General features: G+C 61.1%; 19 protein-coding genes. 15 read left to right on the forward strand and 4 right to left on the reverse strand.

The features are described 5' to 3' along the window. Positions 1-66 precede the first annotated feature (66 nt). Complete coding sequence (locus tag IB238_RS20935) at positions 67-3,846, forward strand: cadherin-like domain-containing protein (RefSeq protein ID WP_192251654.1); 3,780 nt, start codon at positions 67-69, stop codon at positions 3,844-3,846. Between the two features lie 29 nt (positions 3,847-3,875). On the opposite strand, the gene IB238_RS20940 is transcribed toward IB238_RS20935, so the two are convergent. Next, positions 3,876-4,568: a GntR family transcriptional regulator gene (locus IB238_RS20940; protein WP_192251657.1), complete on the reverse strand. Its 693-nt coding sequence runs from the start codon at positions 4,566-4,568 to the stop codon at positions 3,876-3,878. Positions 4,569-4,931: 363 nt separating this feature from the next. Between IB238_RS20940 and IB238_RS20945 the strand changes: the two genes are divergently transcribed. From IB238_RS20945 to IB238_RS20995, 11 genes are all read left to right on the forward strand, one after another. After that, a complete protein-coding gene (locus IB238_RS20945; RefSeq protein WP_246723775.1) occupies positions 4,932-5,987 on the forward strand; it encodes an ABC transporter ATP-binding protein in 1,056 nt (351 codons plus the stop codon). Between the two features lie 2 nt (positions 5,988-5,989). After that, positions 5,990-6,913: an ABC transporter permease gene (locus tag IB238_RS20950; RefSeq protein ID WP_192251660.1), complete on the forward strand. Its 924-nt coding sequence runs from the start codon at positions 5,990-5,992 to the stop codon at positions 6,911-6,913. Beyond that, positions 6,906-7,709 carry an ABC transporter permease gene (locus IB238_RS20955; RefSeq protein ID WP_192251663.1) on the forward strand — a complete coding sequence of 268 codons (804 nt, stop codon included), beginning with the start codon at positions 6,906-6,908 and terminating at the stop codon, positions 7,707-7,709. Before IB238_RS20950 ends, IB238_RS20955 begins: the two co-directional genes overlap by 8 nt. A 66-nt stretch (positions 7,710-7,775) precedes the next feature. Further along, on the forward strand, positions 7,776-8,786 hold the full coding sequence (locus IB238_RS20960) for an extracellular solute-binding protein (protein ID WP_246723776.1): 1,011 nt from the start codon (positions 7,776-7,778) through the stop codon (positions 8,784-8,786). Positions 8,787-8,936: 150 nt separating this feature from the next. Then, the gene (locus IB238_RS20965) at positions 8,937-10,118 is read left to right on the forward strand and encodes a serine hydrolase (protein ID WP_192251669.1); all 1,182 of its coding nucleotides are present in this window, start codon (positions 8,937-8,939) and stop codon (positions 10,116-10,118) included. Between the two features lie 100 nt (positions 10,119-10,218). Beyond that, on the forward strand, positions 10,219-11,889 hold the full coding sequence (locus tag IB238_RS20970; protein ID WP_192251672.1) for an amidohydrolase: 1,671 nt from the start codon (positions 10,219-10,221) through the stop codon (positions 11,887-11,889). Positions 11,890-12,010: 121 nt separating this feature from the next. After that, on the forward strand, positions 12,011-12,346 hold the full coding sequence (locus IB238_RS20975; protein ID WP_192252554.1) for a hypothetical protein: 336 nt from the start codon (positions 12,011-12,013) through the stop codon (positions 12,344-12,346). A gap of 387 nt (positions 12,347-12,733) precedes the next feature. Further along, positions 12,734-13,378: a DUF47 domain-containing protein gene (locus tag IB238_RS20980; protein WP_192251675.1), complete on the forward strand. Its 645-nt coding sequence runs from the start codon at positions 12,734-12,736 to the stop codon at positions 13,376-13,378. Continuing rightward, positions 13,378-14,388 carry an inorganic phosphate transporter gene (locus IB238_RS20985; protein WP_192251679.1) on the forward strand — a complete coding sequence of 337 codons (1,011 nt, stop codon included), beginning with the start codon at positions 13,378-13,380 and terminating at the stop codon, positions 14,386-14,388. Before IB238_RS20980 ends, IB238_RS20985 begins: the two co-directional genes overlap by 1 nt. 106 nt (positions 14,389-14,494) lie before the next feature. Beyond that, positions 14,495-15,289, forward strand: coding sequence for a transporter (locus IB238_RS20990; protein ID WP_192252450.1), 795 nt, complete (start codon positions 14,495-14,497; stop codon positions 15,287-15,289). A 100-nt stretch (positions 15,290-15,389) separates the two neighbouring features. Next, positions 15,390-17,594, forward strand: a complete 2,205-nt coding sequence (locus IB238_RS20995) for an adenylate/guanylate cyclase domain-containing protein (RefSeq protein ID WP_192251682.1) — start codon at positions 15,390-15,392, stop codon at positions 17,592-17,594. A gap of 46 nt (positions 17,595-17,640) precedes the next feature. On the opposite strand, the gene IB238_RS21000 is transcribed toward IB238_RS20995, so the two are convergent. Both IB238_RS21000 and IB238_RS21005 read right to left on the reverse strand, forming a co-directional pair. Further along, on the reverse strand, positions 17,641-18,150 hold the full coding sequence (locus IB238_RS21000) for a YHS domain-containing (seleno)protein (RefSeq protein WP_192251685.1): 510 nt from the start codon (positions 18,148-18,150) through the stop codon (positions 17,641-17,643). A 34-nt stretch (positions 18,151-18,184) separates the two neighbouring features. Continuing rightward, a complete protein-coding gene (locus tag IB238_RS21005) occupies positions 18,185-18,775 on the reverse strand; it encodes an ankyrin repeat domain-containing protein (protein WP_348648277.1) in 591 nt (196 codons plus the stop codon). Positions 18,776-19,134: 359 nt separating this feature from the next. On the opposite strand from IB238_RS21005, the gene IB238_RS21010 reads away from it, so the two are divergent. Continuing rightward, complete coding sequence (locus IB238_RS21010) at positions 19,135-20,580, forward strand: DUF3300 domain-containing protein (RefSeq protein ID WP_192251688.1); 1,446 nt, start codon at positions 19,135-19,137, stop codon at positions 20,578-20,580. Positions 20,581-20,603: 23 nt separating this feature from the next. Then, positions 20,604-21,560 carry a DUF2950 family protein gene (locus IB238_RS21015; RefSeq protein ID WP_192251691.1) on the forward strand — a complete coding sequence of 319 codons (957 nt, stop codon included), beginning with the start codon at positions 20,604-20,606 and terminating at the stop codon, positions 21,558-21,560. A 140-nt stretch (positions 21,561-21,700) separates the two neighbouring features. On the opposite strand, the gene IB238_RS21020 is transcribed toward IB238_RS21015, so the two are convergent. Further along, positions 21,701-22,480 carry a carbon-nitrogen hydrolase family protein gene (locus tag IB238_RS21020; protein ID WP_192251693.1) on the reverse strand — a complete coding sequence of 260 codons (780 nt, stop codon included), beginning with the start codon at positions 22,478-22,480 and terminating at the stop codon, positions 21,701-21,703. Positions 22,481-22,706: 226 nt separating this feature from the next. On the opposite strand from IB238_RS21020, the gene IB238_RS21025 reads away from it, so the two are divergent. Then, positions 22,707-24,437 carry an adenylate/guanylate cyclase domain-containing protein gene (locus IB238_RS21025; RefSeq protein ID WP_192251696.1) on the forward strand — a complete coding sequence of 577 codons (1,731 nt, stop codon included), beginning with the start codon at positions 22,707-22,709 and terminating at the stop codon, positions 24,435-24,437. Positions 24,438-24,451 lie beyond the last annotated feature (14 nt).

The following is a 24,451-nucleotide window of genomic DNA, read 5'->3' on the forward strand; positions in this document are numbered from 1 at the left end:
ACTTGGCTCACGGACGGACACCGCGACGGCGAAATGAACAACTGGGACACTGCTGGAGCAACGAACATGGCCGCACCGACAAGCATCAATTTCGACGGACTGGTAGATGAAAATTCTGCCGTCGGCACCTGGCAGGGCGGCGGATGGACGGTTTCCTTTCTGAACGGTACGCCGATCGAAGCCATCTATCTCAACAACAACATTCCGCCAATTTCAACAGCGGCGGACCAAGCCCTTTTCGTAGTGGGTGATGCTCCTGGTGTGGGGAGCAATGCGGTGAGCTTCGCCGGAACATCCCACGAGGCGTTCTCGCTCCAGAGCCTCACAATCTTGCGCTACGACGCAGACACCGACAGCATGAATCCTGATATCCGCGTGGTCGGATACCGGAACGGCTCGCCGGTCGCCGGTGCGACGCAGGATTTTTCACTGCCGACGGACACTCCGATGACTTCGATGACAGTGACATTCAGCGGAGCTGCATGGGGCGGCATCGATGAGTTTCGCATCGTGCAACAGAACGATACCAGGGATTTCTATTTCCTCATCGACGACATCGTCGTCGGTGCGGCCGCCGTAAGCGCCCCGCCCGTCATCAGCAATCTCAACGGTGACAGCGTCAGCTATTGGGAGGGGAGTAGCGCTGTCCTGATCGATGCCGGCGGCAATGCGACGCTGACCGATCCCGACTCGGCCGACTTTGCCGGCGGCTCCGTCAGGGTTTCAATCGTCGGGAGTCCGACGGGACAGGATGTGCTTGGCGTCCGCAATCAGGGGACCGGCGCGGGGCAGATCGGCGTTGCCGCAGGAAACGCCATAACCTATGGCGGCGTGCAGATCGGCACGTACTCCGGCGGCACGGGATCGAGCGATCTGGTCGTAACTCTGAATGCGTCCGCGACCCCTGCTATTGTGCAGGCGCTTTTGCGCAATCTGACCTATGCAAACAATGGCGACGATCCGTCGACGGCCACGCGTACCATCCGCGTCACCGTCGATGACGGTGACGGCGGGATCAGTGTCGGTGCCGACGTGAGTGTCGCAGTGACCCGCGTGAATGATGCTCCGACCCTGTCAGCCACCGGCACGAACCTGCCTTTCACCGAGAATGGCTCGGCCGTCGATCTCTTCTCAGGCGTATCCGTTTCCACTGTCGAAGCCGGCCAATTGATCACGCAACTGACGCTAATGGTCAGCAACGTCTCGAACACAGCGGCGGAAATCCTGCAGATCGGCGGAACAGACGTGAAGCTGGAGGCCGGCAACGTCGTGACTGCGGGCGGATGGACCTGCAACGTCATCCTAGTGGGCACGACGGCCACTCTCACGCTGTCCCATGCCGGTGCCGGCACGGCGGCGGTTCAGTCGCTGCTCGATGGCATGACATATCAGAACACGAGTGAAGCGCCTGATGCCGCGAGCCGCACGGTCACGATCACCTCGATCAAAGATAACGGCGGCACGGCGAACGGCGGCGTCGACACCACAGCCCTGTCGATCACCTCGACAGTCCAGTTGGTCCCGACGAACGACGCGCCTTCGGTCAGTGTTCCGGGAGGCATCACCGTCACCGAAGACGTGGCGACCGCACTTGCCGGTATTTCCTTCCATGACATCGACGTTGGCAATGGCGCCGTCACCGTCACATTTGCGGTTGCCAGCGGCGGCCTGTCAGCAACAGGGAGCAGCGGTGTCATGGTCGGCGGCAGCACCAATTCGCTCACGCTGACCGGCACGCTCGCCGACATCAACGGCTTCATCGCCGCCGGCAAGGTGGCATACGGGACCGCACCGAACGCGACTTCCAGCGTTTTTTTGACCATTTCGATCAGTGACGGTCAGGGTGGAACTGCCACAGCCAGCGTCCCCATCAACGTCACCGCCGTTAACGACGCGCCGGTCAATACGGTGCCTGCCCTTGCCACCGTTGCGGAGAATGGCTCGCTCGTGTTGAGCAGTGCCAACGGCAACGGGATCTCCGTGGGCGACGTCGATATCAGCGGCGGTTTCATCAAGATCACGCTCGCCGCGACGAACGGCACGATTTCGTTGAGCGGGACCACCGGGCTGAGCTTCACGACTGGTGATGGTGCTGCCGATGCCACAATGACCTTCACCGGCACGCTGGCGGCGGTCAACGCGGCATTGGACGGCCTAAGTTTTACGCCAACCGCCGGCTACAACGGGTCCGCGACGATAACGGTCACGACTAGTGACCAAGGCGGGACTGGTACCGGCGGCGTGCTGTCCGACACCGACACGATCGCTATCGACGTTCTTCCGCCGAACCCGGTCGTCCGGTCGGTAGGCGTGAGCGCTTCAGACGGTACGTACAAGATCGGCGACGTGATCACGGTGACGGTCACGTTCAGCGAAGCCGTCTTTGTCACGGGGACGCCGACGATCCTGCTCGAAACGGGTATCACCGATCGTCTCGCGAGCTACGCTGGCGGCTCCGGCTCAAAGACGCTGACGTTCTCCTACATGGTCCAGGCAGGCGATCGAAGTGCGGATCTCGACTTCGCCTCCACCGTAGCTTTGTCGCTGAATGGCAGTACGATCAAGGACAGCGGCGGTGACAATGCGGTCTTGACGCTGCCGACCCCGGGAAGCCCCGGGTCGATAGGTTCCGGGCACAACATCGTCATTGATGGCGCTGCCCTCAACACCGCCCCTGTCCTCACCGGCGACCTGAAAGCCACGGTGAAGGAAGTGGCGAGCTACAAGATCACCACGACGGACCTCTATTTTAGCGATCCCGACGACAGTCCCGCTGGTGTGCGCTTCACCGTCTCCAGCCAGGTGGCCGGAAAAGTGCTGGTCAACGGCACGGCGGCGACGAGTTTTACCGGCGCCGAGCTTGCCGCCGGCAAGGTTGCCTTCCTGCACGATGGCTCGGAGACAACGAAGGCCTCGTTCAAGGTCTTCGTCGAGGACGGCAACGAGGACAAGTCGACCCCGGTCGCGCAGACCTTCAACTTCACCGTCACCCCCGTCAACGACGCACCGAAGCTTGGCGCAAAACAGGTGCTGACGGCGATCGCCGAGGACGCCTCGACGGCGAGCGCACGCAAAGTGGCGGACCTGTCGATTGTCGATCCTGATGGCGGCAACAACCGCCTGTCGCTCGTCGGCGCGGATGCGAAGCTGTTCGAGATCAGGAACGGCGCGCTGTGGCTGAAGAAGGGCGCCAAGCTCGATTTCGAGACTAACCCGTCGCTCGACGTCACCGTGCGCCTCGATGATCCCTCGATCGGCACGAGCTACGAGGCGTCGAAGGCGCTCAAGATCACAGTCAAGGACGTCAAGGAGCCTGTTTCCGGCACCTATGGCAACGACAGGCTGACCGGCACCTCGGGCAACGACGTGCTGGACGGCAAGGTCGGTAACGACGTCATCAAGGGCGGGGCCGGCAACGACACGCTGATCGGCGGCACCGGCGTCGACGTGCTGACCGGCGGGTCCGGCCGCGATGTCTTCGTCTTCGCCTCGGTGAAGGATTCGGCGCCCGGTCATTCCGGCTTCGTCAACAATGGCGGCTTCAGCCCGCTGTCGGGTGCGGGAAAGCGCGACATCGTCACCGACTTCGTCCGCGGCGAGGACAGGCTCGACGTCTCGAAGATCGACGCCGACTTGAAGGTCGCCGGCGACCAGGCGTTTGTCTGGCGCGGTAAGGGCGAGTTTTCCGGCAAGGCGGGCGAACTGGTCTTTCGTACCTTCGACGTCAAGGGCACGGCCAACGACCGGACGATCGTCTACGGCGATATCAACCGCGACGGCCGCGCCGACTTCCAGATCGAACTGGCAGGCCTCATCAACCTGACCAAGGGCGATTTCATCCTGTAGGGGGGCGGTGCGTGCACGCGCGCGCCGGCTTACCGCCTCGTCGCGAACGTGCGCGCGGCGGTGTCGAGAAACTGCGCTCGTCCAAGATGGCCGATACCGTCCTGGATATCGGCGGTGATCGCGGCCTTCAATGCGTCGGCGTTCTTGCAGCGTATCGCTTCCAGCGCCTCGGCGTGTCGGTCGACCTGATAACTCGCCCAGTGGTTTTCCGCGGCGTGGCGCATGAAGGGGCCAAGCCGCAGCCAAAGGGACTCGATCATCGGCAGAAGGACGCCGTTGGATCGGACCTCATAGATGCAGCGGTGGAAATCGAAGTTGGCTGCGATGCCTCGCTCGATGTCGCCGGCATCGTAGGCGTCGTCCACGACCGAATCGAGATGCTGCAGCCGGGCGATGCGGATGAAATCGAGTTGCGGCAGCGCCCGCTCCGCCGCCACCGTCTCCAGCGCGATCCGGGCGGCAAGGATCTCGTCGAATTTCTCCGGCACCATCTCCGGCACCCGCACGCGGCGATTGTCCAGAAGTTCCAGCGCGCCGTCGGCCACCAGATATTGCAGTGCCTCGCGTACCGGCATGGCGCTGACTTCAAGCATCTCGGCCAGGCCGTTAATGGTGACGGGTTCACCTGCCTGGAACCGTCCTGTCATCAGCGCATGGCGCAAGGTGCGATGGACCCAGTGCTTGACCGATTCGCACGGTTGCCTCCCTTCTGTAACCAGCATGTCTGTCCCTTCCGAGGGTCGAGCCGGCTGCATCCACGCAAACGCGTGGCGCGCACTCTAACCCTTTGAAACTGCGTTTTTTCTCATTCCGGAAGCGAAAAGGACCGGAGCGGACCGCGTTTAGTTCCCCAGCAATTTCCACGTGCGGTTGTTATTGCCTTGTCCGCGAAAATGCCTCTTTACAGTTTTGATCAAATTATGATTTGTTGTGATCATAAGCAAGCGAAGACTATCACATAGAAGCTGCGGAAAGCGGCCATGTGCCAGACCGCCGGGACGAAGGGAAAGCCTGTCGGACCGGGTGAAAACGGGGAACAAATGGACCAGACCCAGGTGAAGTCCGCCCATGGCGGAGCTATCGGCATGCGCAGCATCAAGAAGTGGTTCGGCACATTCCAGGCCGTCAACGACGTGACGCTGGATATCCGGTCGAACGAGTTCTTCACGCTCCTCGGGCCTTCGGGATGCGGCAAGACCACGCTGCTTCGGATGATCGCCGGTTTCGAGCTTCCGACCGAAGGTCAGGTCCTGCTCGACGGCAAGGATATCTCCAGCCTCCTGCCCAACCAGCGGCCCGTCAACACGGTCTTCCAGAACTACGCCCTTTTCCCGCATCTGACCGTCGCCGAGAATATCGGCTTCGGCCTCAAGATGCTGGGTACGCCGAAAGCGAAGATCGACACTGTCGTCAAGGACATGCTGAAACTCGTGCATCTCGAAGGCCGCGGCGACAACGCGGTGACGCAACTGTCCGGCGGCCAGCAGCAGCGCGTGGCGCTCGCTCGAGCGCTCGCGCCGCAGCCAAAGGTACTGCTGCTCGATGAGCCGCTTTCGGCGCTGGACCTGAAGCTGCGCAAATCGATGCAGATGGAGCTGAAGCGGCTGCAGCTCGAAACCGGGATCACCTTCGTCTTCGTAACGCACGACCAGGAAGAGGCCCTTACCATGTCGGACCGCATCGCCGTCATGTCGACGGGCACGGTTCGCCAGGTCGGCTCACCCTGGGATATCTACGACCGCCCGGCCGAACGCTTCGTCGCCGACTTCATCGGCGAGACGAATTTCCTCGAGGCCGACGTCATTTCCGTTTCCGGGAACAAGGCCCGCGTGCGTCTCTCCTCAGGCGCGGAGATTCCCGCGACCTTCCCCGCCGACCTGACGCCGAGCGGCAAGGTCACGATCGTTGTCCGTCCTGAGCATGCCCAGGTCAGCGTGCATTCGCCTGCCTCGCTCTTGCGCGGGGTCATTCACGAGATCGTCTATCTCGGGACCGATACGCATCTCCACATCCGCCTCGACGACGGCAAGACCTTTATGGTTCGCCAGCAGAATGCGCGTAGCGGCCACTGCGGCTTTTCGAAGGACGACACGGTGGGCATTGGCTTCAGCGACGACGTCGCCCAAATTCTGAGGGACTGACGATGAACGGCGCCCAGCAGGCCGCTCTCGCGGCCAAGAAAAAGGATACTCGCTCGCGCTGGCTGCTGAGTACGCCGGCCCTGTTCATCATTTTCTTTGCGGCGGTCGGGCCTCTCCTCGTCATGTTGTTATACTCCTTCATGGCGAAGGGCGACTATGGCGACGTAAGGTTCGGGGAGTTCTCGCTCGAGGGTTGGACCTCGGTACTCTTCCAGCGTGACATATTTGATGACACGCTGGGGCTCGCTGATGCGCACCTGTCCATCATCTGGCGCTCGATCCAGTTGTCGTTCTTCACGACGATACTCACCCTGATCCTCGGTTTTCCGACAGCCTATTTCATCGCGACGCGTCCTCCACATACCCGCGAGATCTGGGTTTTCCTGGTAACGATCCCCTTCTGGACCAACCTCCTCATCCGCGCCTTCGCGATGCAGCAGGTCATCCGCAACGAGGGCCTCCTGAACAATGCTCTGATCTGGCTCGGCATTATCAAGCAGCCCTTGCAGATCATGTATACGGACACCGCCAACCTTCTTGGCATGACCTATGTGTATCTGCCGCTCATGGTGCTGCCACTCTACGCCTCGATCGAGAAGCTCGACTTCCGGTTGGTTGAGGCGGGATACGACCTGTATGCGACGCGCTTTCAAGTGTTGTGGCGAATTGTAATCCCGCTGGTGAAGCCCGGTCTTATCGCCGGTTCGATCCTCGTATTCATCCCCTCGCTCGGAGCCTACGTCATTCCGCGCGTTCTGGGCGGTGGCAAGAACATGATGCTCGGTAACCTGATCGAGATGCAGTTCGGTTCCGGCCGCAACTGGCCATTGGGGGCGGCAATGTCGATCACCCTGATGGCGCTGGTTATGATCGCGCTGATCTTCTATGTGCGTAACGCCTCACGCGGAGGAGCGGGTCATGCTTAAGTCACGCTTCGACGTCCGCGCCCAGCCCGGCTTCGGGCTCGTCACCCTGTTCACATTCTTCGCGCTCTACCTGCCCATCGGCGCGCTGGTCATCTACTCCTTCAACGGGGCGGAGTCCCTGTCGCGGTGGGATGGCTTTTCGACGCGCTGGTTCGTGGCAGCATGGCAGAACGAGGCCGTTCAGGACGCGGCGGTCCGTTCGCTTGTCATCGCTTCATGGGCGGCGTTGCTTGCGACGATAGCGGCCACGATGGCCGCCCTCGCAACGACGCGGACGACGCCCTATCGCGGCCTGACCTTCAAATACGCGCTCATCAACCAGCCTCTTATGGTTCCGGAAATTGTGACGGCCGTGGCGCTGCTGATCGTCTTCTCGCGGATCAAGGTGTGGACAGGCTACTCTGGCCTGGGCTACCTGATCGTCGCCCATACAGCCTTTTGCATCCCGTTCGCCTACCTGCCCATCCGCGCCCGTCTCGAAAGCATGGACCTGACGCTGGAGCGGGCGGCGGCCGACCTCTACGCTACGTCCTGGAAGACCTTTTGGCATGTGACCTTGCCGCTGCTGCGCCCGGCGATCATCGCCGGTTTCATGCTGGCTTTCGTCATTTCGCTGGATGACGTCGTCATCACGGAATTCGTCAAGTCCGGCGGGCAGGACACGTTGCCAACCTACATGCTCGGACAGCTCCGGCGCGAGACCTCCCCGGAGATCAACGCGATCGCGACGGTGTTCCTTGCGCTCTCCACCGCTCTTGTTGTGGTCTTCTTCCTGATCAACAGGCGAAAACAGTAGTCATCTCGGCAAACAATTCACAGAGAGGAACAGAAAATGAAAACGAAATGGATGGCAACGACAGCGATGGCGGCGGTTGCAGTGCTGACCCTCGCAAATGCCGCCTCGGCGGCGGGCGAGCTCAACATCTACAACTGGGGTGACTACACCAACCCGGAGCTCATCAAGAAATTCGAAGCAAAATACGACGTCAAGGTCACGATCACCGATTACGACTCCAACGACACCGCACTCGCCAAGGTCCGGGCCGGCGGCCATGGTTTCGACGTTGTCGTGCCCTCGGCGAACTACGTTCAGGTCTGGGTGAAGGAAGGTCTTCTGCAGGAAGCCCGTCCGGACCAGATGGAGAACTTCAAGAATGTCGACGAGCGCTGGGTCGATGTGCCGTGGGATCCGGGTCGTCACTATACCGTTCCGTGGCTGTGGGGCCTGACAGGCATCGCCGTCAACAGCTCGGTCTACAAGGGCGACATCAACACCTCCGCGATTTTCCTGGATCCGCCGGAAGAGCTGGTCGGCAAGATCAACGTTGCGCCGGAAATGAACGACGTCCTCTTCGCCACGATCAAGTATTTCGGCGGTGAGTGGTGCACGATGGACAAGGAGGTCCTTCGCAAGGTTCGCGACAAGCTCGTCGAAGCGAAGGCAAAGTGGCTTGCCATGGACTACAGCGTGACGGAGAAGCTGCCCGCTGGCGATTATGCAGCCGTGTACTACTGGAATGGCGCCGTCATGCGTTCGCGCGAGAAGAACGCGGACATCAAGTTCGGTTATCCGAAAGAGGGCTTCCCCTACTTCATGGACAGCGTCGCTCTCCTGAAGGATGCGAAGAACACGGAAAATGCCAAGCTGTTCATGAACTTCATCATGGACCCGGAAAATGCGGCGCTGATTTCCGCCTTTGCCAAGTATGCCAACGGCATCAAGGGGTCGGAGGCCTTCTTGCCGGCCGAAATGCAGACGGCGCCGGAGCTGTTCATCCCGGCTGAATTCCAGCCGGCGGGCGAGTTCCTCGCGAGCTGCGAACCGGAAACGCAGCAGCTCTACACCAAGATCTGGACTGAACTGCAGAAGTAACACCACAGACACAAGGACTGTGCCGTGCGACATCGCGCGGCACAGTCGAACGATGAATTTCGCGCGTCCCTTCCCTTAGCGGACACGCGACCAGCAAGGACGACCGCTGTAGCGCAGGCTGCCAGCCCGACATTGCGGTCGAGTGATGCGATGCCCCCGACATTCAAAGACCAGAACGGGTTTGCCCGTTCCGACGTAACGCTTGCCAACTGGCGTACCGCGCCCTTCAGCCGCTGGGCCTTCCAAAATGTTCGCGATCTCGTGCCGACCGCCGAGATCCGCGCGTCCCGCCCGGATCCCGAACAAGCGATCGCTTCGGAAGGTTTCCTTTCCACGCGGATTGAGACCGGCATCGAGGGCGCCTCGACCGTCAAGGAATTCCTCGACTACGCGCATACGGACGGTTTCGTCGTTCTGCGCGACGGTCGCATTGCAGCGGAATACTATGCCTCGCATGCGGACGTGAACGCCAAGCACGTCATCTTCTCCGTCTCGAAGTCAATGACGGCGATCGTCTCGGGAATCTTGGAATCCCAAGGTGTGCTTGATCCCAACCGGCTGGTTACCCATTACCTGCCGGAGGCGGGCGGCAGTGCCTATGGTACCTGCAGCTATCGTGACGTTCTCGACATGCGCGTCAGCCTCGATTTCGAAGAAGCCTATCTTGATCCGCATGGAGCCTTTGCACGCTATCGCCGCTCCACGTTGTGGAACCCGCCGGAACCCGGTGCGAAGAGCGAAACGCTCGCCTCGTTCCTGATGACGCTGCCCAAGGCGGCCCGCGCTCACGGAGGCCCCTTCTTCTACGCATCACCCAATTCCGACCTCCTCGGCGTCATTATCGAGCGGGTGACGGGGAGACGCTTCTCCGATCTCATGTCGGAACTACTCTGGCAGCCAATGGGGGCGAAGAACGACGCCTACGTCACCGTCGACGCCATCGGCACGCCGCGTTGCGCCGGCGGCATCTGCATGACCGCTCGCGATCTTGCCCGCGTTGGCGAATTGCTGCGCACAGGTGGTGCGGTCAATGGGCGGCAAGTCGTGCCGGAAGCCTGGATCGCCGACATGACGACCAAGGGTGACCACGAGGCATGGGTAGCAGGTCTCAACACCATGCTGCCGAACGGCCGTTACCGTAGCCAATGGTACCAGTCGGGCGAGGCCGACGGCGCCTACTGCGCGATCGGCATCCACGGCCAGTGGCTCTACGTCGACCCGAGCACGAAGACCGTCATCGTCAAGCAGTCCTCACAGCCGAATCCGCTGGATGACGAGCTGAAGCAGGACATCTTTGCCTTCTACCGGACGATCAGCGCCATGACACTCTGAGATTTGCGGCGGCGCCGGAGGGGGCTCGCCGCCAAACACTGCGCCGGTAATCCGCTCACCAAGGGCGGATTGCCGGCAAAAAAACGACCGAGGGAACATCATGCAGAAAGAAGCAAGTTACATTATCCGCAATGCGCGGATCGTAACGATGGACGAAGCCAAGCCGACGGCTGAGGCAATTGCAATCTCGGGCAACCGCATCCTGGCGGTCGGCTCCGAAGCGCAGATCGACGCCTTTTCCGGCCCGGACACCCATGTGATCGATGCCAAGGGCGGCACTGTGCTGCCCGGCTTCAACGAAGCGCACATGCATATCTTCGGTGGTTCGGTCGGCCTAACCCAGCTCTCCCTCTTCGGTGTCAAGGGCTTTGGGGCACTTCAGGAGAAGGTGCGTGCCTATGTGGCCGCTAATCCGGATCTGCCACTGCTCGAGGCGCAGTATGCCGACTACACCATTCTGTCAGAGACCGAGCGGGTAACCCGCCACCATCTCGACCGGATCATTTCGGACCGGCCTTTCATGATGGTAGCGCCGGATCGTCATACCGCCTGGGCGAACACGGCGGCACTGGAGAAGGCGGGGATCCTGAAGGGCGGCGACGTCGGCGTCGGCAACGAGATCGTTATGGGCGATGACGGGCTTGCCAATGGTGAGCTTCGCGAATCCGACGCGATGCGGCCGGTCGCAGCACTGAGCGAGACGGGCGGGCGGGAAATGCTCGGCGTCGGCACTGGCGGCGATCCGGAACACGTGACGCCAGAGGAGCGCGCCAGGGATATCGCCGTCATCAAGCGTGGCCTCGCCTATTGCGCGTCGCTCGGTATCACCTCGCTCCAGAACATGGACGGGAGCCTCTATCAGTTGGAAATGCTGGATGAGATCGAGAAGACCGACGGTCTTACGGTGCGCGTGCGCATGCCCTTCCACATGAAGAATTTCATGCCGCTTTCCGATCTGGAGGACAAGGCGGCGGCCTGGCGTGCGCGCTTCGACACCGACAAGCTGCGTTGCGACTTCGTGAAGATGTTCATGGACGGGGTGACCGAGTCCGGCACGGCCGTTTTCGTCGACGACTACAAGCACCAGCCTGGCTGGAAGGGTGATCCGCTCTTCACCCAGGAACATTTCGACAGCATTGCCACCATGGCTGACAAGCTCGGTTTGCCGGTCGCCGTGCACGCAATCGGCGACGGCGCCGTGCGCATGGTTCTCAACGGGTATGAGGCAGCGATCAAGGCAAACGGCAAGCGGGATAGCCGCAACCGCATCGAGCATATCGAAGTGGTTCACCCCGACGATATCAAGCGCTTCGCCGAAACCGGCACAGTCGCCTCCATGCAGCCGACCCATCCGCCCGGCAATGCCGGACTGCCGTTGGAGCCGTATCTGTCCTACATAGGCGAAGAGCGCTGGCCCTATGCGTTCGCCTGGCGCACGCTCGTCGATGCAGGGGCGAAGATCGTCTTTGCTACCGACTGGCCGGTCTCGCCGCTCGATCCGATGAGCTGCATTTATGACGCCATGACGCGCAAGGTTTGGAATGACGACATTGCCGACCAGCGGCTGACGCTCCAGGAGACGCTCGAGGCCTATACGAAGACGAGCGCCTGGGTCGAGTTCATGGAAGACCGCAAGGGGGTGCTGAAGGAAGGCTACCTCGCCGATGTCGTCGTGCTTTCCGGCGATGTCGAACGCACACCATTGAAGGATCTCGCCGCGGTGCGGCCCGTCACGACAATCTGCGACGGGCGGATCACGTATCAGGCGTGAGCACGCACTTGGTAATATTGTCCCTCACACTGACCCTCTCCCCGCAAGCGGGGAGAGGGGAATAGCGGCGTTGCAGCTTGTCCCTTCTCCCCGTTCACGGGGAGAAGGTGCCGGCAGGTGGATGAGGGGACGAGCAAAGCTAGCTGCGCATGACGCGCGCGATCGAAGGAAATCCACCCTGCGGGAAGTGATGCTGGCGGCCACGCAGATGGCCTGCACCTGGGACATCGACCAGCCGGTCAGCTATTTCGAAAAGGCGGCCGCGCGCATTTCAATTCTGTCGCGATCGTCGAAGAGCTTCTGCGCGATGCACCAAAACCCATGTATTGACGAGGAGACCGCCGAAAAGCAGCTTTCGATCCGCTTTGGTCACGTCGGCATCCCCTTTCTGTCGCCCGCCTTCGCCATGGACGAGTCCTGGGAGGCGTTGGAGGAAGCGTTCGGGCTTCCAAGCTGACCGTTCCGGAAGGGGGCCCGTCACATCGGCGCGTTATGCCTCCCACATGTCGCTGCTCATGGCGGCATTGGTCCATGGCAATGTCGGTATCGTCTCGACACTGTCCTCCCTGACGCCGGTTCTGATCCTGCCCATGGTCTGATTGTGGACGGGTAAAGTACCCTCTGCATTGGCATGGGGCGGGACGATCCTGGCTGTCGTAGGCATCGCATTGATCAGCCTTTGATCAGTCGAAACACGCTGCAGCACGACAATGGGCGCGGAAAATTGGGGACTTTTGCGCAATCGGTGGGGAAATTGCGCGGTTTTCCAGCCCCCGCCGTCTTTCCATGCCGGCTTTGCTGCTCTATGTGCTGTCGCAAAACTGTCATATACGGGAAAACGATCGTGCTGAGTTGGTTTCGTGCCCTGATGCCCCGGGAAGACCGGTTCTTTGACCTTTTCGACGCGCATTCGCGGACGGTCGTCGGCGGCGCAGAAGCGCTTCAGAAGGTGCTTGCCGGCGGACCGGACATCGAGCAGCACTGCAACCGGATCGTCGAACTGGAAGACAAGGCGGACCATATCACCGCCGAGGTGCTGCTTGCCGTCCGCAAGAGCTTCATCACGCCTTTCGATCGTGGCGACATCAAGGACCTGATCCAGTCGCTCGACGACGCGATCGACATGATGCACAAGACCGTCAAGACGATCCGCCTGTTCGAGCAGACGAGCTTCGACCCGGGCATGCAGGAGATGGGGACGATCATCGTCCGAGCCGCCCACCTCGTCGCCGAAGCCGTTCCGCTGTTGCACAAGATCGGTGCCAACATCACCCGCCTCCATGCGATCGCCGAGGAGGTGATGCGCATTGAGGGGCGGGCCGACGAACTGCATGAAGCGGGGCTGAAGGACCTGTTCCGCCGCCACGGCGCCTCCAATCCGATGGCCTACATGATCGGCAGCGAACTCTACGGCCAGCTCGAGAAGGTCGTCGATCGCTTCGAGGACGTGGCGAACGAGATCAGCGGCATCGTGATCGAGAACGTCTGATGGAGGCCACCCTCGCCTTTCCGCTGCTGATGGCGCTCATCGGCATCGCGCTGCTGTTCGATTTCCTGAACGGCTTGCACGACGCTGCGAATTCGATCGCCACTATCGTCTCGACGCGGGTGCTCAGGCCGCAGTATGCGGTAATGTGGGCGGCCTTCTTCAACTTCATCGCCTTCCTCTTCTTCGGCCTGCATGTGGCAGAGACGATAGGCAAGGGGATCATCGATCCGGCGATCATTACGCCGGCCGTTATCTTCTCCGCCCTGATCGGGGCCATTTTCTGGAACGTCGTCACCTGGCTGTTTGGCATTCCGTCGAGCTCGTCGCACGCGCTGATCGGCGGGCTCGTCGGCGCGGGTCTCGCCAAGACTGGTGGTGAGGCGATCGTCGTCTGGGGCCTGGCAAAAACGGTTGGCGCCATTTTTCTCTCGCCCGCGATCGGCTTCTTCCTGGCGCTGATGCTGGTTCTTCTGGTTTCATGGCTTTGCGTGCGCCAGACGCCGTTCGCCGTCGACAAGACGTTCCGTGGCATGCAGTTTCTCTCCGCGTCGCTCTATTCGCTTGGTCACGGTGGCAACGACGCGCAGAAGACGATGGGCATCATCGCCGTGCTGCTCTTTTCGCAGGGCTACCTCGGCTCAGAGTTCTACGTGCCGTTCTGGGTCGTCATCACCTGCCAGGCGGCAATCGCGCTCGGAACGCTCTTTGGCGGTTGGCGCATCGTGCATACGATGGGTTCGAAGATCACCCGCCTCAATCCGATGCAGGGCTTTTGTGCTGAGACCGGTGGCGCGATCACCCTCTTCGGTGCCACCTGGCTCGGCATTCCGGTCTCGACCACCCACACGATCACCGGCGCCATTATCGGCGTCGGCGCGGCCCGCCGGGTCTCGGCGGTGCGCTGGGGGATTGCCGGTAACATCGTCTTTGCCTGGTTCGTGACCCTGCCGGCCGCGGCGCTCGTGTCGGCGCTGACCTACTGGCTCGTCGGCCTGTTCGGCGCCCAGTAAGGCACCTTCGGTGCCGTTCGCAACTTGAGCTTGCCAATGTCGGGGACTGGCGGCACGCTTGTCCTATGGACGATTCGCACCAGGGGTGGCGAGCATGGCAAGCGAAATGATGCGAGCTGGTGCGCTGCTCGGGGCATTCGGTGTTCTGGCGGGATCAGCGTCGGCTCAAGAGTCTAGCGCAGATTTGGCAAAGAAGCTTTCGAACCCCGTGGCTTCCATGATCAGCGTGCCATTCCAGTTCAACTACGATCGCGGTTTCGGCCCTGAGGACGGACACCGCGAGACGCTCAACATCCAGCCGGTCATTCCGTTTTCGATCAACCAAGACTGGAATATCATCTCGCGCACGATCATGCCGGTTATCTGGCAGAACGATATCGCCGGTCCGTCCGGTAGCCAGTTCGGTCTCGGTGACATTACGCAGAGCCTGTTCTTCTCGCCCAAGCAGCCAGGGCCGGGAGGCCTCATCTGGGGACTTGGGCCGGCCTTCCTGATCCCGACCGCGACGGACGAATTGACCGGTAGCGGCAAGTGGGGCGCCGGTCCGACCGGCGTCGCCTTGAAGCAGGAAGGCCCCTGGACCTACGGCATGCTCGCCAACCATATCTGGTCTTTTGCCGGCGTGGACGATCGGCCCGACGTGAATTCGACCTTCCTGCAGCCGTTCCTGTCGTACACGACCCATGACGCTTGGACGTTTACGCTCAACACCGAGTCGACCTATGATTGGGAAGATGATCAGTGGTCCGTGCCGGTCAACCTCATGATCGCAAAGCTGGTGAAGTTCGACAAGCAGCCGGTCAGTTTCACGGCGGGTGTTCGTTACTGGGCGGACGCCCCGGACAGCGGCCCGGAGGGGCTGGGCTTCCGTCTCGCGGTTACCTTCCTGTTCCCCCAGTGAGCGCTTCGGTTCTTTGATTGTCGTGGGCGGCGGATGCATGGCTCCGGCGTCCGACCTGCTGTAGCATAGGCCGACTGTCGCATTCGCCGGGAAACCGCGTATGGAGCGCCATCTTGCCGCCGTCATGATCGCCGACGTCGCCGGTTACAGCCGCCTGAGCCAGCGAGACGAAGAGGGAACGCGCGCTTGTTTTCAGCGAGACCTCGCGGAGGTTTTCCAGCCCCGGTTTGAAGAACACCACGGTCGTCTGGTCAAGACTATGGGCGACGGGATACTGGGTGAGTTTCGCAGCGTGGTCGACGCGCTGCGTTGCGCGCTTGCCATTCAACAGGCCAAGCGCGAGCGTGATCGGGATGTGCCGCGTGATCTGCGCCTCGATTTCCGCATCGGCATCAATCTTGGTGATGTAATCGTCGAGGGAGACGATATCCATGGCGGCGGGGTTAACATCGCCGACCGGCTGCAGTCGCTTGCCGAACCCGGAGGCATCGCGATCTCCGCCAGTACCTACGAGCAAGTGAAGGGCAAGGTCGCGGTCGGCTTTGTTGATCTGGGGCTGCAGTGGGTAAGGAATGTCGATGAACCCGTGCGCGTCTACCTGGTTGCTGGTTCGGCCTCAAGTCGGGCGCCGCCTGCGGTAAGGCGCCGGCGCCGACGTCGGTTGCTGGTGGCCTGCGCAGTCGCGCTGCTGGCGTTGGTCGCCGGTGGGCTTGCATGGTGGCAGCCCTGGACGCCACTCCTCTCTCCGGCTCCGATCGCCTACCCGATCCCAGACAAGCCTTCGGTCGCGGTCCTGCCATTCATCAACGTAACCGGTGACAAGGCCCAGGATCATCTGGCGCAAGGCCTGACTGACGATCTCATCACCGAACTCTCAAAGGTGTCGGGTTTGTTTGTCATCGCTCGCCACTCCGTCATTTCGCTCGGAGAAACAGCCGGCAATTTCCAGGACGTGGCAAACGAACTGGGTGTGCACTACGTGCTGGAGGGTACGCTGCAGCGGGCCGGCTTGCAGCTTCGCATCAATGTCAAACTGATCGATGCGATGTCGGGCCTGTCGCTATGGGCGGAGCGCTACGACCGGCAGTTTACCGACCTGTTTGCGGTGCAGGACGATGTAATCGGCAAGATCGCTTCGGCCCTGGAGATAAGCCTGAGTGAGGGCGAGCGGGAACGGCTTGCTCGCATTCCCACCGAGAATCTCGAGGCATATGACAACTACATGCGGGCCGAACGCATTGGCGTGGCATTCAACGATGTGGAGAGCTATCGCGAGGCGCTTTCCTTCTATCAGAAAGCGATCGACCTTGATCCACAATTCGCCGACGCCCATGCCGGGATCGCACGCGCGGCGGTCGACATTTGGCGGAACGATTACAACTATATCTGGTCGGCAGCGGTGGCGCGGAAGATTGCCTATGACGCGGCGGGCGAGGCGCTAAAGCTCGATCCGGGCAATGCGCGTGCGCAGTCCGTCCTGGCATTGCTGCAACTTGTCGATGGTCACCCCCGGGAAGCGCTGGAATCGGCGGAGCGTGCCGTCGATGCGCAGCCGAACGACCCGGAGGCTTACGCCAATCTTGCCCTTGTGCTCGCCCACGCCGGCGACCGTGAAAAGGCGATTGCAAACATCGATCGCGCGCTCAGGCTTGACCCGTCACCGCCGGAGAACTTCCGGTTGCTGGCAGGCGTTGTTCTCTACGCGGCGCGGGATAACGGCAAGGCGATCCCGTTGCTCAAGGCTGCAAGGGATGCTCTGCCCAATTCCGAACATGCTCGTGAATTCCTGGCAGCCGCCTATGTCTCTGAGGGCAACAAATCGGCCGCGGCTGAACAGGTTGAGGCGCTGCGCTCACTTTTTCCCGAGGCCAACCTCGCCTATTACGGCTATCTCTACGACTACTGGCGTCCGGATGGCGTCGCCTATCATCTGGAAAACTTGAAAGCCGCCGGCGTGCCACAGTGGCCCTTCGGTTTCGAAGGCAAGCCGGAAGACAAACTTGATCCCACGCAGCTACACGAACTCGTCGACGACAAAACCTGGCAGGGGCGTCACCGCAACGGGACCGAATTTTTTCAATTTTTCGACGCTGCCGGCAACACCGCCTATCGGAGCGCCAACACCAGCATAACCGGAACGGTGAAGCTGGAAGACGGCCGGCTGTGCGAACAATTCCCCGGCTATTTCCTAGACCGCATGGTGTGCGGCGATATCTTTCGAAACACCGACAAGGAAAAGCACCCTGGGACGGACTATGTCCACGTCACACCCCAGGTGTTGAAATACTTCTCGCTCGTGCCGTAAAGAGATCGCCCCGTGCACGGCTGTGGTCGGCAATTCGCTTTGGGCGTCAACGCGATGCCTGTTGCCAGTCCTTGCCAACTTTCTCCGATTCCAGAGTGTTCTGCACTTCGGACCAGTGCTTCTTCGAATCGGGAAGCTTGTTTGGGTTCTTCTCGAAACCGTCTGCAGCACCCGGATCATAAGAGAGGTACAGCTTGCCCTCGATTATGCGCCAGGCCTTGGGGTCGATGTTGGTCGTGACCGTGCCGAAGGAAACGCCATCGGCGCAGTAGCCACCATACTGGGGCGCATACTTCGCCGGATCCTGGATGAAGAGGTCGCGGTTGCCGGAACTGGCAAACTGCCAGGTTGCGCCCAGCCACCGGTAGGTGAATTCGGGCTTGCCCGGCACCGCGCCATTCTGGGTGAAATAGGCAACCGGATCGTAGCCCTTGATCGCCACGTCACCGAAGTAGCCGGTGTTCACTTCATTCGGCGCTTGACCTTGGACCGTCCCCGCGAAAAGAACGATACCTGCTGCGATGCCGACGGCACCGCCCATCCACTTTCTGTACATGCAATGCCTCCGTCATTCTGCAAGTGCGACGACCTTACTGCCGCTTGCTGCACTCGCTGTAGAGCCAATCGCCCACCAGTTCTGCCTTCTGGCAGGTGGCGCCGGCTTTCAAGAGCAGGTCGGCCGCATCCCAGTGGGACCGCCATCCGGCCTGGGTGAGCGGTGAGTAGCCATTTCTTTCCTTGGCCTCGATGTCCGCCTTGTTGGCGATGAGGAAAGCCACGATCTCAGCATGGCCCTCCTCGGCCGCCGCATGCAACGGCGACATGTGGTAGAAATTCTTGACGTCGTTGACGTCGGCGCCGCGTGAGACGAGCAATTTGACGACCTCGATATTTCCGCCATAGGCGCCCGCGTGCAAAGCTGTCAGCCCGCCCTTGTTTCGGATCTCAATGTCGGATCCCTTGTCGAGCAGGAGCGTGACGACTTCTGGCTTTCCTGCAAGTGCTGCGATCAGGAGCGGCGGCTCGCCTGCGTCGTCCGGCTGGGATACGGCGGCGCCCGTATCAAGCAACTGGGCGACGAGCACAGTGTTCCCACTCCTTGCCGCATCGTGCAACGGGCCTGCAATGACGGACGTCGTGCCGAGGAGACAGGCGACGACGGAAGCTGCCGAAAATCTCACCGCTCAACCTCCGCCCCAGCGCCGGTCAAACACATGCGGTAAATCTAAAATACCATGCGCGCCTCGACCCGATCAAGCGTGCGTCCGGCCATGCGGCGCGGGTGGGGCCATCTATCTGTGCTGAAAACAAAAAGCGGTTGTTCTTCCGGCAAAAAAAGGGGAATAATGGTTGCGAGGCATCGGTCCCTATAGAAACTTACCGTTGTCTGGATTGGCCGGCAGCATCGCCAGTTTGCCATCGATCCGGGGCAAGCTTGATGGACGAAAGCGATTGAAGCCCGCGAGCCCGCATGCTCGCAACATATCTACGATACTGAAGTGCTTGACGACGCATCGCCGAAACAAAGGGGCTGCTTGTTATGGGTATCTACAGGTTTTCGAGTAAATTGCATTTCACGTTTGCCACTGGGCTGTGCCTTGTGGTGGGCTTGTCGGTTCCGCTGGCAAGTCCGGCTCGCGGCCAGCAGCAGACGGCCGCCGCTACAGGTTCGACCGATACTGCCGGCGAACAGCCCGACCTCCTGACCGATGATGAGCTGGAGGTGCTGGTCGCTCGCATCGCTCTCTACCCAGATGAGCTCGTGGCGCTGATCTCTTCAGCCTCTCTTTATCCACTACAGATCGTCGAGGCGGAGCGTTTTCTCGAGCAGAAGCAGAAGAACAAGGATCTGCAGCCGAAGGATAGTTGGGACGACAGCGTGATTTCGCTGCTTAACTACCCCGACATCGTGAAGATGATGAGCGAGGATCTGGAATGGACCCAGTCGCTCGGCAGCGCGCTTGCCTACCAGCAGAAGGACGTGCTGATGGCGATCCAGGATCTGCGGGACAAGGCGGTCGCAGATGGCGCCATCAAGACCGACGACAAAGTGACGGTGGTCAACCAAGGCGATAACATCGTGATCCAGCCGGCAAATCCGGAAAAGATCTATGTGCCCCAGTATCCGCCGGAAATGCTTTATGAGCCGGGCTACGCGGTGGCACCGATAACCTATTACGACGACCCCTATCCAAACTACTACTACCCATCGGCACCTTACTTCGCAGCCGCAATCACCGGTGCCGCGATCTGGGCTGCTGCGGTCGATTGGGATGACTGGGGTGTATGGGGTGGCAATTGGGGTGGCGACGTCGACATCGACTGCGACAAGTGCTTCAACGACATCAACATCGACCGCGACAAGTTCAAGATGAACGACGTCGATTGGAAGAACATTGATCGCTCCAAGATCAATTTCGACAAGAACCAGTTCGCCAACATCGACCGCGACAAATTCAAGAACGACTTCAAGGCGAACCGTGAAAACAATATCGCCAACCGCGCAAAGGACGTCCGGCGCAACGGCGGCGAAACCCTGGCCAACCGGGCGGGCAAGGTGTCGGTCGATGACGTCCGCAAGAGCAAGGTTGATGCCCAACGCGCACGTGAGCGGGCGGGCAACATAGACAGGAGTAATATTGATCGCGGTAAGGCCGGTCAGGCTGCGGCTGCGCGGCGGGATGGTGGAAATGTGGCCAACCGCGCGAGTGCTGGCAACAGGGCTGCCAGTGCCAAGGGGAAGAACGTCAACCGCAAAGTCAACAAGCCAAGGCCCGGGGGACAGGTGCAGAAACGCTCGGGCAAGAACTCGGCAATCGGCAACGTCAGCAGCAAGCGGCATACGCAGATGTCCTCCAATCGCGGGCGGCAGTCCATGAGCGGTGGAGGCCATCGCAGACCGCAGTCGATGAGTGGCGGTCGTCGCGGCGGCGGTGGACACGCGCGGCCTTCGCGTGGTGGTGGCGGTCGCGGCGGGCGTCGTTGAACAGTGGCGATCAGGAGACGAAGATGTTGAGAAATGCTCGTGATAGGATCGCCCTTTCGGTTGCAGGCGCGATCGTTCTGGCTGGAACCGTACTCGTTGGCCCCCTTGCCTGGGCGCAGGAGGAAACCCCGCTGGAGGAATTTATGTCGGCGGAAAATCCGCCGGAGTTCGATACGCCCGAGCAGGCGGTCGAAGCCTTCGAGTCGGCGGTCAACAATAGCGACTTCGACAAGCTCGCCGCGCTTTTGGGGCTCGATGCGGCAAAGGCAAGGGCAAGCGATGGCGCAATGGACACCTTCGCCGATATTCAGGCGGGCGTTAAGGAGAAGGTGGAGATCGAAGATCAGGGTGGCGACAAGATACTGGAAATCGGAAACATCCTCTGGCCGCTTCCATTCCCACTCGTCGAGGAGAACGGCAAATGGGCCTTCGATACCCGTGCCGGGCTTGAGGAAATCGCCGATCGCCGCGTCGGGGAAAACGAGATTTCAACGATCGACACGATAAAGGCCTATGTCGATGCGCAAGAAGAGTATGCTTCCGAAGACCGTGACGGAGACGGGGTTCTGGAACATGCGCAAAAGTTGATCAGCAGCGAGGGGCAACACGACGGGCTCTACTGGCCGGCCGAGCAAGGCGACAGCAAGGAGAGCCCGGCCGGACCCGCGCTTGCGGATGGCGACGCCTTCGAAAGGGCAAAGGCAGGTCTTGGTTACAACGGTTATCGCTATCGCATTCTCACCGGCCAGGGCGACAACATCGCCGGGGGGAAATTTGACTACATCATCAATGGTAACATGATCGCCGGATACGGCCTGGTTGCCTGGCCGGTTAGATACGGCATTACCGGTGTGAAGACCTTTTTGGTCAACAAGAACGGCACCATCTATGAGGCCGATCTCGGCGAGAACACACCGGAGATCGCCGAGAAGATACGCACGTTCAACCCGAACGACGAGTGGGAGATCGTGCAAGACTGACGGCAGTCGCCTTATCGTTGCCCGGGTGCCGATGCACCCGGCAATCCTTCATGCTCAGCCTTGTTGTGGGCAAGTCTGCGGTTCAGCCACGCCAGTGCCGTCGTTTCTCGTGCCGAGAGCGCGACCAAAGCTTCGACGGATCAGGTCTGTCGGGCAAGATCGGCGAGATAGGTATTTTCCGTCCGAGAAGAGGCGAAATCACTCGGGTCGATCTCGGCTATTAGGAGCGCCTCCCCTTCAGCGGGAGCATCCGCCAGCAAACGGCCATCCGGGGCGGCGATGCGAGAGAGGCCGGCATAGGTGAAGCGGCCGTCCTCGCCGCAATGGTTGACGTAGGCGACAAAGACCTGGTTCTCGAAGGCGCGTACCTGGATCATCTTGTCGGCGATGAAGGAGCCGGATGCGCCCTTCGGCAGAGCGGTCGGTACCACCACGAGGTCGGCGCCGGCCTGCGCCAGCCGGCGGACATTTTCCGGAAACTCCACGTCGTAGCAGATCAGCATGCCGAGCTTCAGGCCGCCGAGGTTGACGAGTACCGACGACGGCGTCTCGGAGCGGAACCACTGGCGCTCATAGTCGCCGTAGAGATGGGATTTGCGGTAGACCGCGTCGGTGCCGATGCCATCGGAGAAGAGCGCGCTGTTGTAGGTAAGGTCGCCGTCCTTCTCCACGAAGCCGGCGACAATGGCAAGGCCGTTGTCGCGGGCGATGGCTGCGAGCCGCTTGGCGACTTCGCCCTCGGCCGGCGAAGCGAGGACCGGGAACTCCTCCCCTGCTCCGTACCCCGTGACAGCAAGCTCGGGTGCGATCAGAAGCTTGGCGCCGTGGTCGGCAGCTTCCCTTGCCGCCCCTGCAATGCGAGCGAGATTGGCCTCGACTTCACCTCTGGCCGCGTGCATCTGCAAGGCTGCGATCTTCATTTGATATCCTTCGGGGCAGCGGGCTGCCATCATTGTTGTCTGGTCTATTCTGTGAATGTGCGGCGGAAATGTGCAAGGTCGATCTTCGTATGCGCTGAGTTATATGCATCAAAGGATCATCAATGCGACTGCCACGCGGTTTGGGATCGTCGACGCGTCACAGCGGGCGTATTATTCTGCATCACCGTCAATGACGCATTCCAGGGTGCATCGCTGGAGATCGTTGATGCCGTCTGAGGTCGAACGACGACTGACAGCCATCATGGCCGCCGACGTGGTCGGCTACGCGCGCCTCATCGAGGCGGATGAAGCTGCAACCCTCGCAGCATTGAGAGCCCTGCGGCAGGGCATACTGGAGCCGCTGCTTTCGGAGCACCATGGCCGAATTGTCAAGCTGATGGGAGACGGCGTGCTGGTCGAATTCGCCAGTGCGGTGAACGCCGTGACCTGCGCCGTTGACGTCCAGAAGGGCATGGCGGGCGCCAATCAGGATCTTGCCGAGGACCGCCGTGTCGTCCTGCGGATCGGGATCAGCCTGGGAGATGTCGTCGTCGAAGGCGATGACATATTCGGTGACGGCGTCATCCTCGCGGTGCGGCTTCAGGCCATGGCGAACCCGGGTGACATCTGTGTCTCCGGTAGCGTCTACGAGCAGATCAAGCGCAAGCTTCCTCTCCCATTCGACGAACTCGGCCCGCGGACGGTCAAGAATGTCTCCGAGCCGGTGCTTGTCTACCGCCTTGGATCATTGACACATCGGGAGGCGCGCGGGTCGGAAAAGGCGTTCCTGCCCCTGCCCGCCCGGCCGGCTATTGCGGTCCTGCCTTTCGCGAACTTGAGCAATGACGCCGAGCAGGAGCCGTTTGTCGATGGCCTGACGCAGGACCTGATTACCGACCTTTCAAGAAGCGGCGGGCTGTTCGTCATCGCCAGTCACTCGGCCTTTGCCTACAAGGGCAGGCATGAGGACGTGCGCCGCATCGCTCGTGAACTCGGCGTGCGCTACCTGCTGGAAGGCAACGTTCGTCGGGCGGGCGGGCGGGTTCGCATAAACGCCCAACTGATCGATGCGATCCAGGGCGATCATCTCTGGGCCGAGCGGTTCGACCGGGGCCTTGAGGATATCTTTGCCGTGCAGGACGAGGTGTGCAGCAAGATCGTCGAGGCGCTGGCGGGGCGCTTGTTGCTCCCGCCGACCCGTAACCGGCCGGCAAATCTGGCAGCGTATGAACTCTGTGTTCGGGCGCGGTCCTTGACCATGCAGACTGCAATTGCCGCGAAAGAAGCGGTTTTCCTGCTGGAGCGGGCGATCGTGCTCGATCCAGACTATGCGGAGGCGCACCGATGGTTGGCGCTGAACCTGTGGTTGGGTTGGGAATTCTGGGGTGAGCCGATGGCACCCAATCGAGCACGATCCCTGGCCGAAGCGCGGCGGGCGGTAACGCTCGATCCCAACGATGCCGGGAATCGGTGGGTGTTGGGCTTCATCCTCGGTCACGAGCATCTGTGGGACGAGGCGGACATGGAATTCGATGCAGCCCTCGAATTGGATCCGAATCATGCGGACGCTTGGGCGATGCGTTCGGATCTGGCGACACTCGGCGGGCAGCCCGCTGTGGGCATCGAATTTGTCCGGAAGGCTCTCCGGCTCAATCCGCATCCGCCCGGCTGGTACTTCTGGCAACTGGGGCAAGCGCAGTATGCAAACGGTGACTACGAAGCGGCAGTTCAGACGTTGCGCCGGCCCGAAACCTACCGCACGCCCTCGCGCCGCCTGCTGGCGGCGAGCCTTGCGCAACTTGGCCGCCTGGACGAGGCGTGCTGGGAGGCGGATCTGTTCATGATGGGCAATCCCAAGTTTACGATCCGCCAGTGGGCCGACAGCCAGCCCTTCCGGGACGACGACCTGCGGCGGCATTTTCTCGAAGGGTATCGCCTGGCCGGGCTTCCGGAATGACGCGGTGCTGCAAA

This window comes from Rhizobium sp. ARZ01, from assembly GCF_014851675.1.
Lineage (GTDB): Bacteria > Pseudomonadota > Alphaproteobacteria > Rhizobiales > Rhizobiaceae > Mycoplana.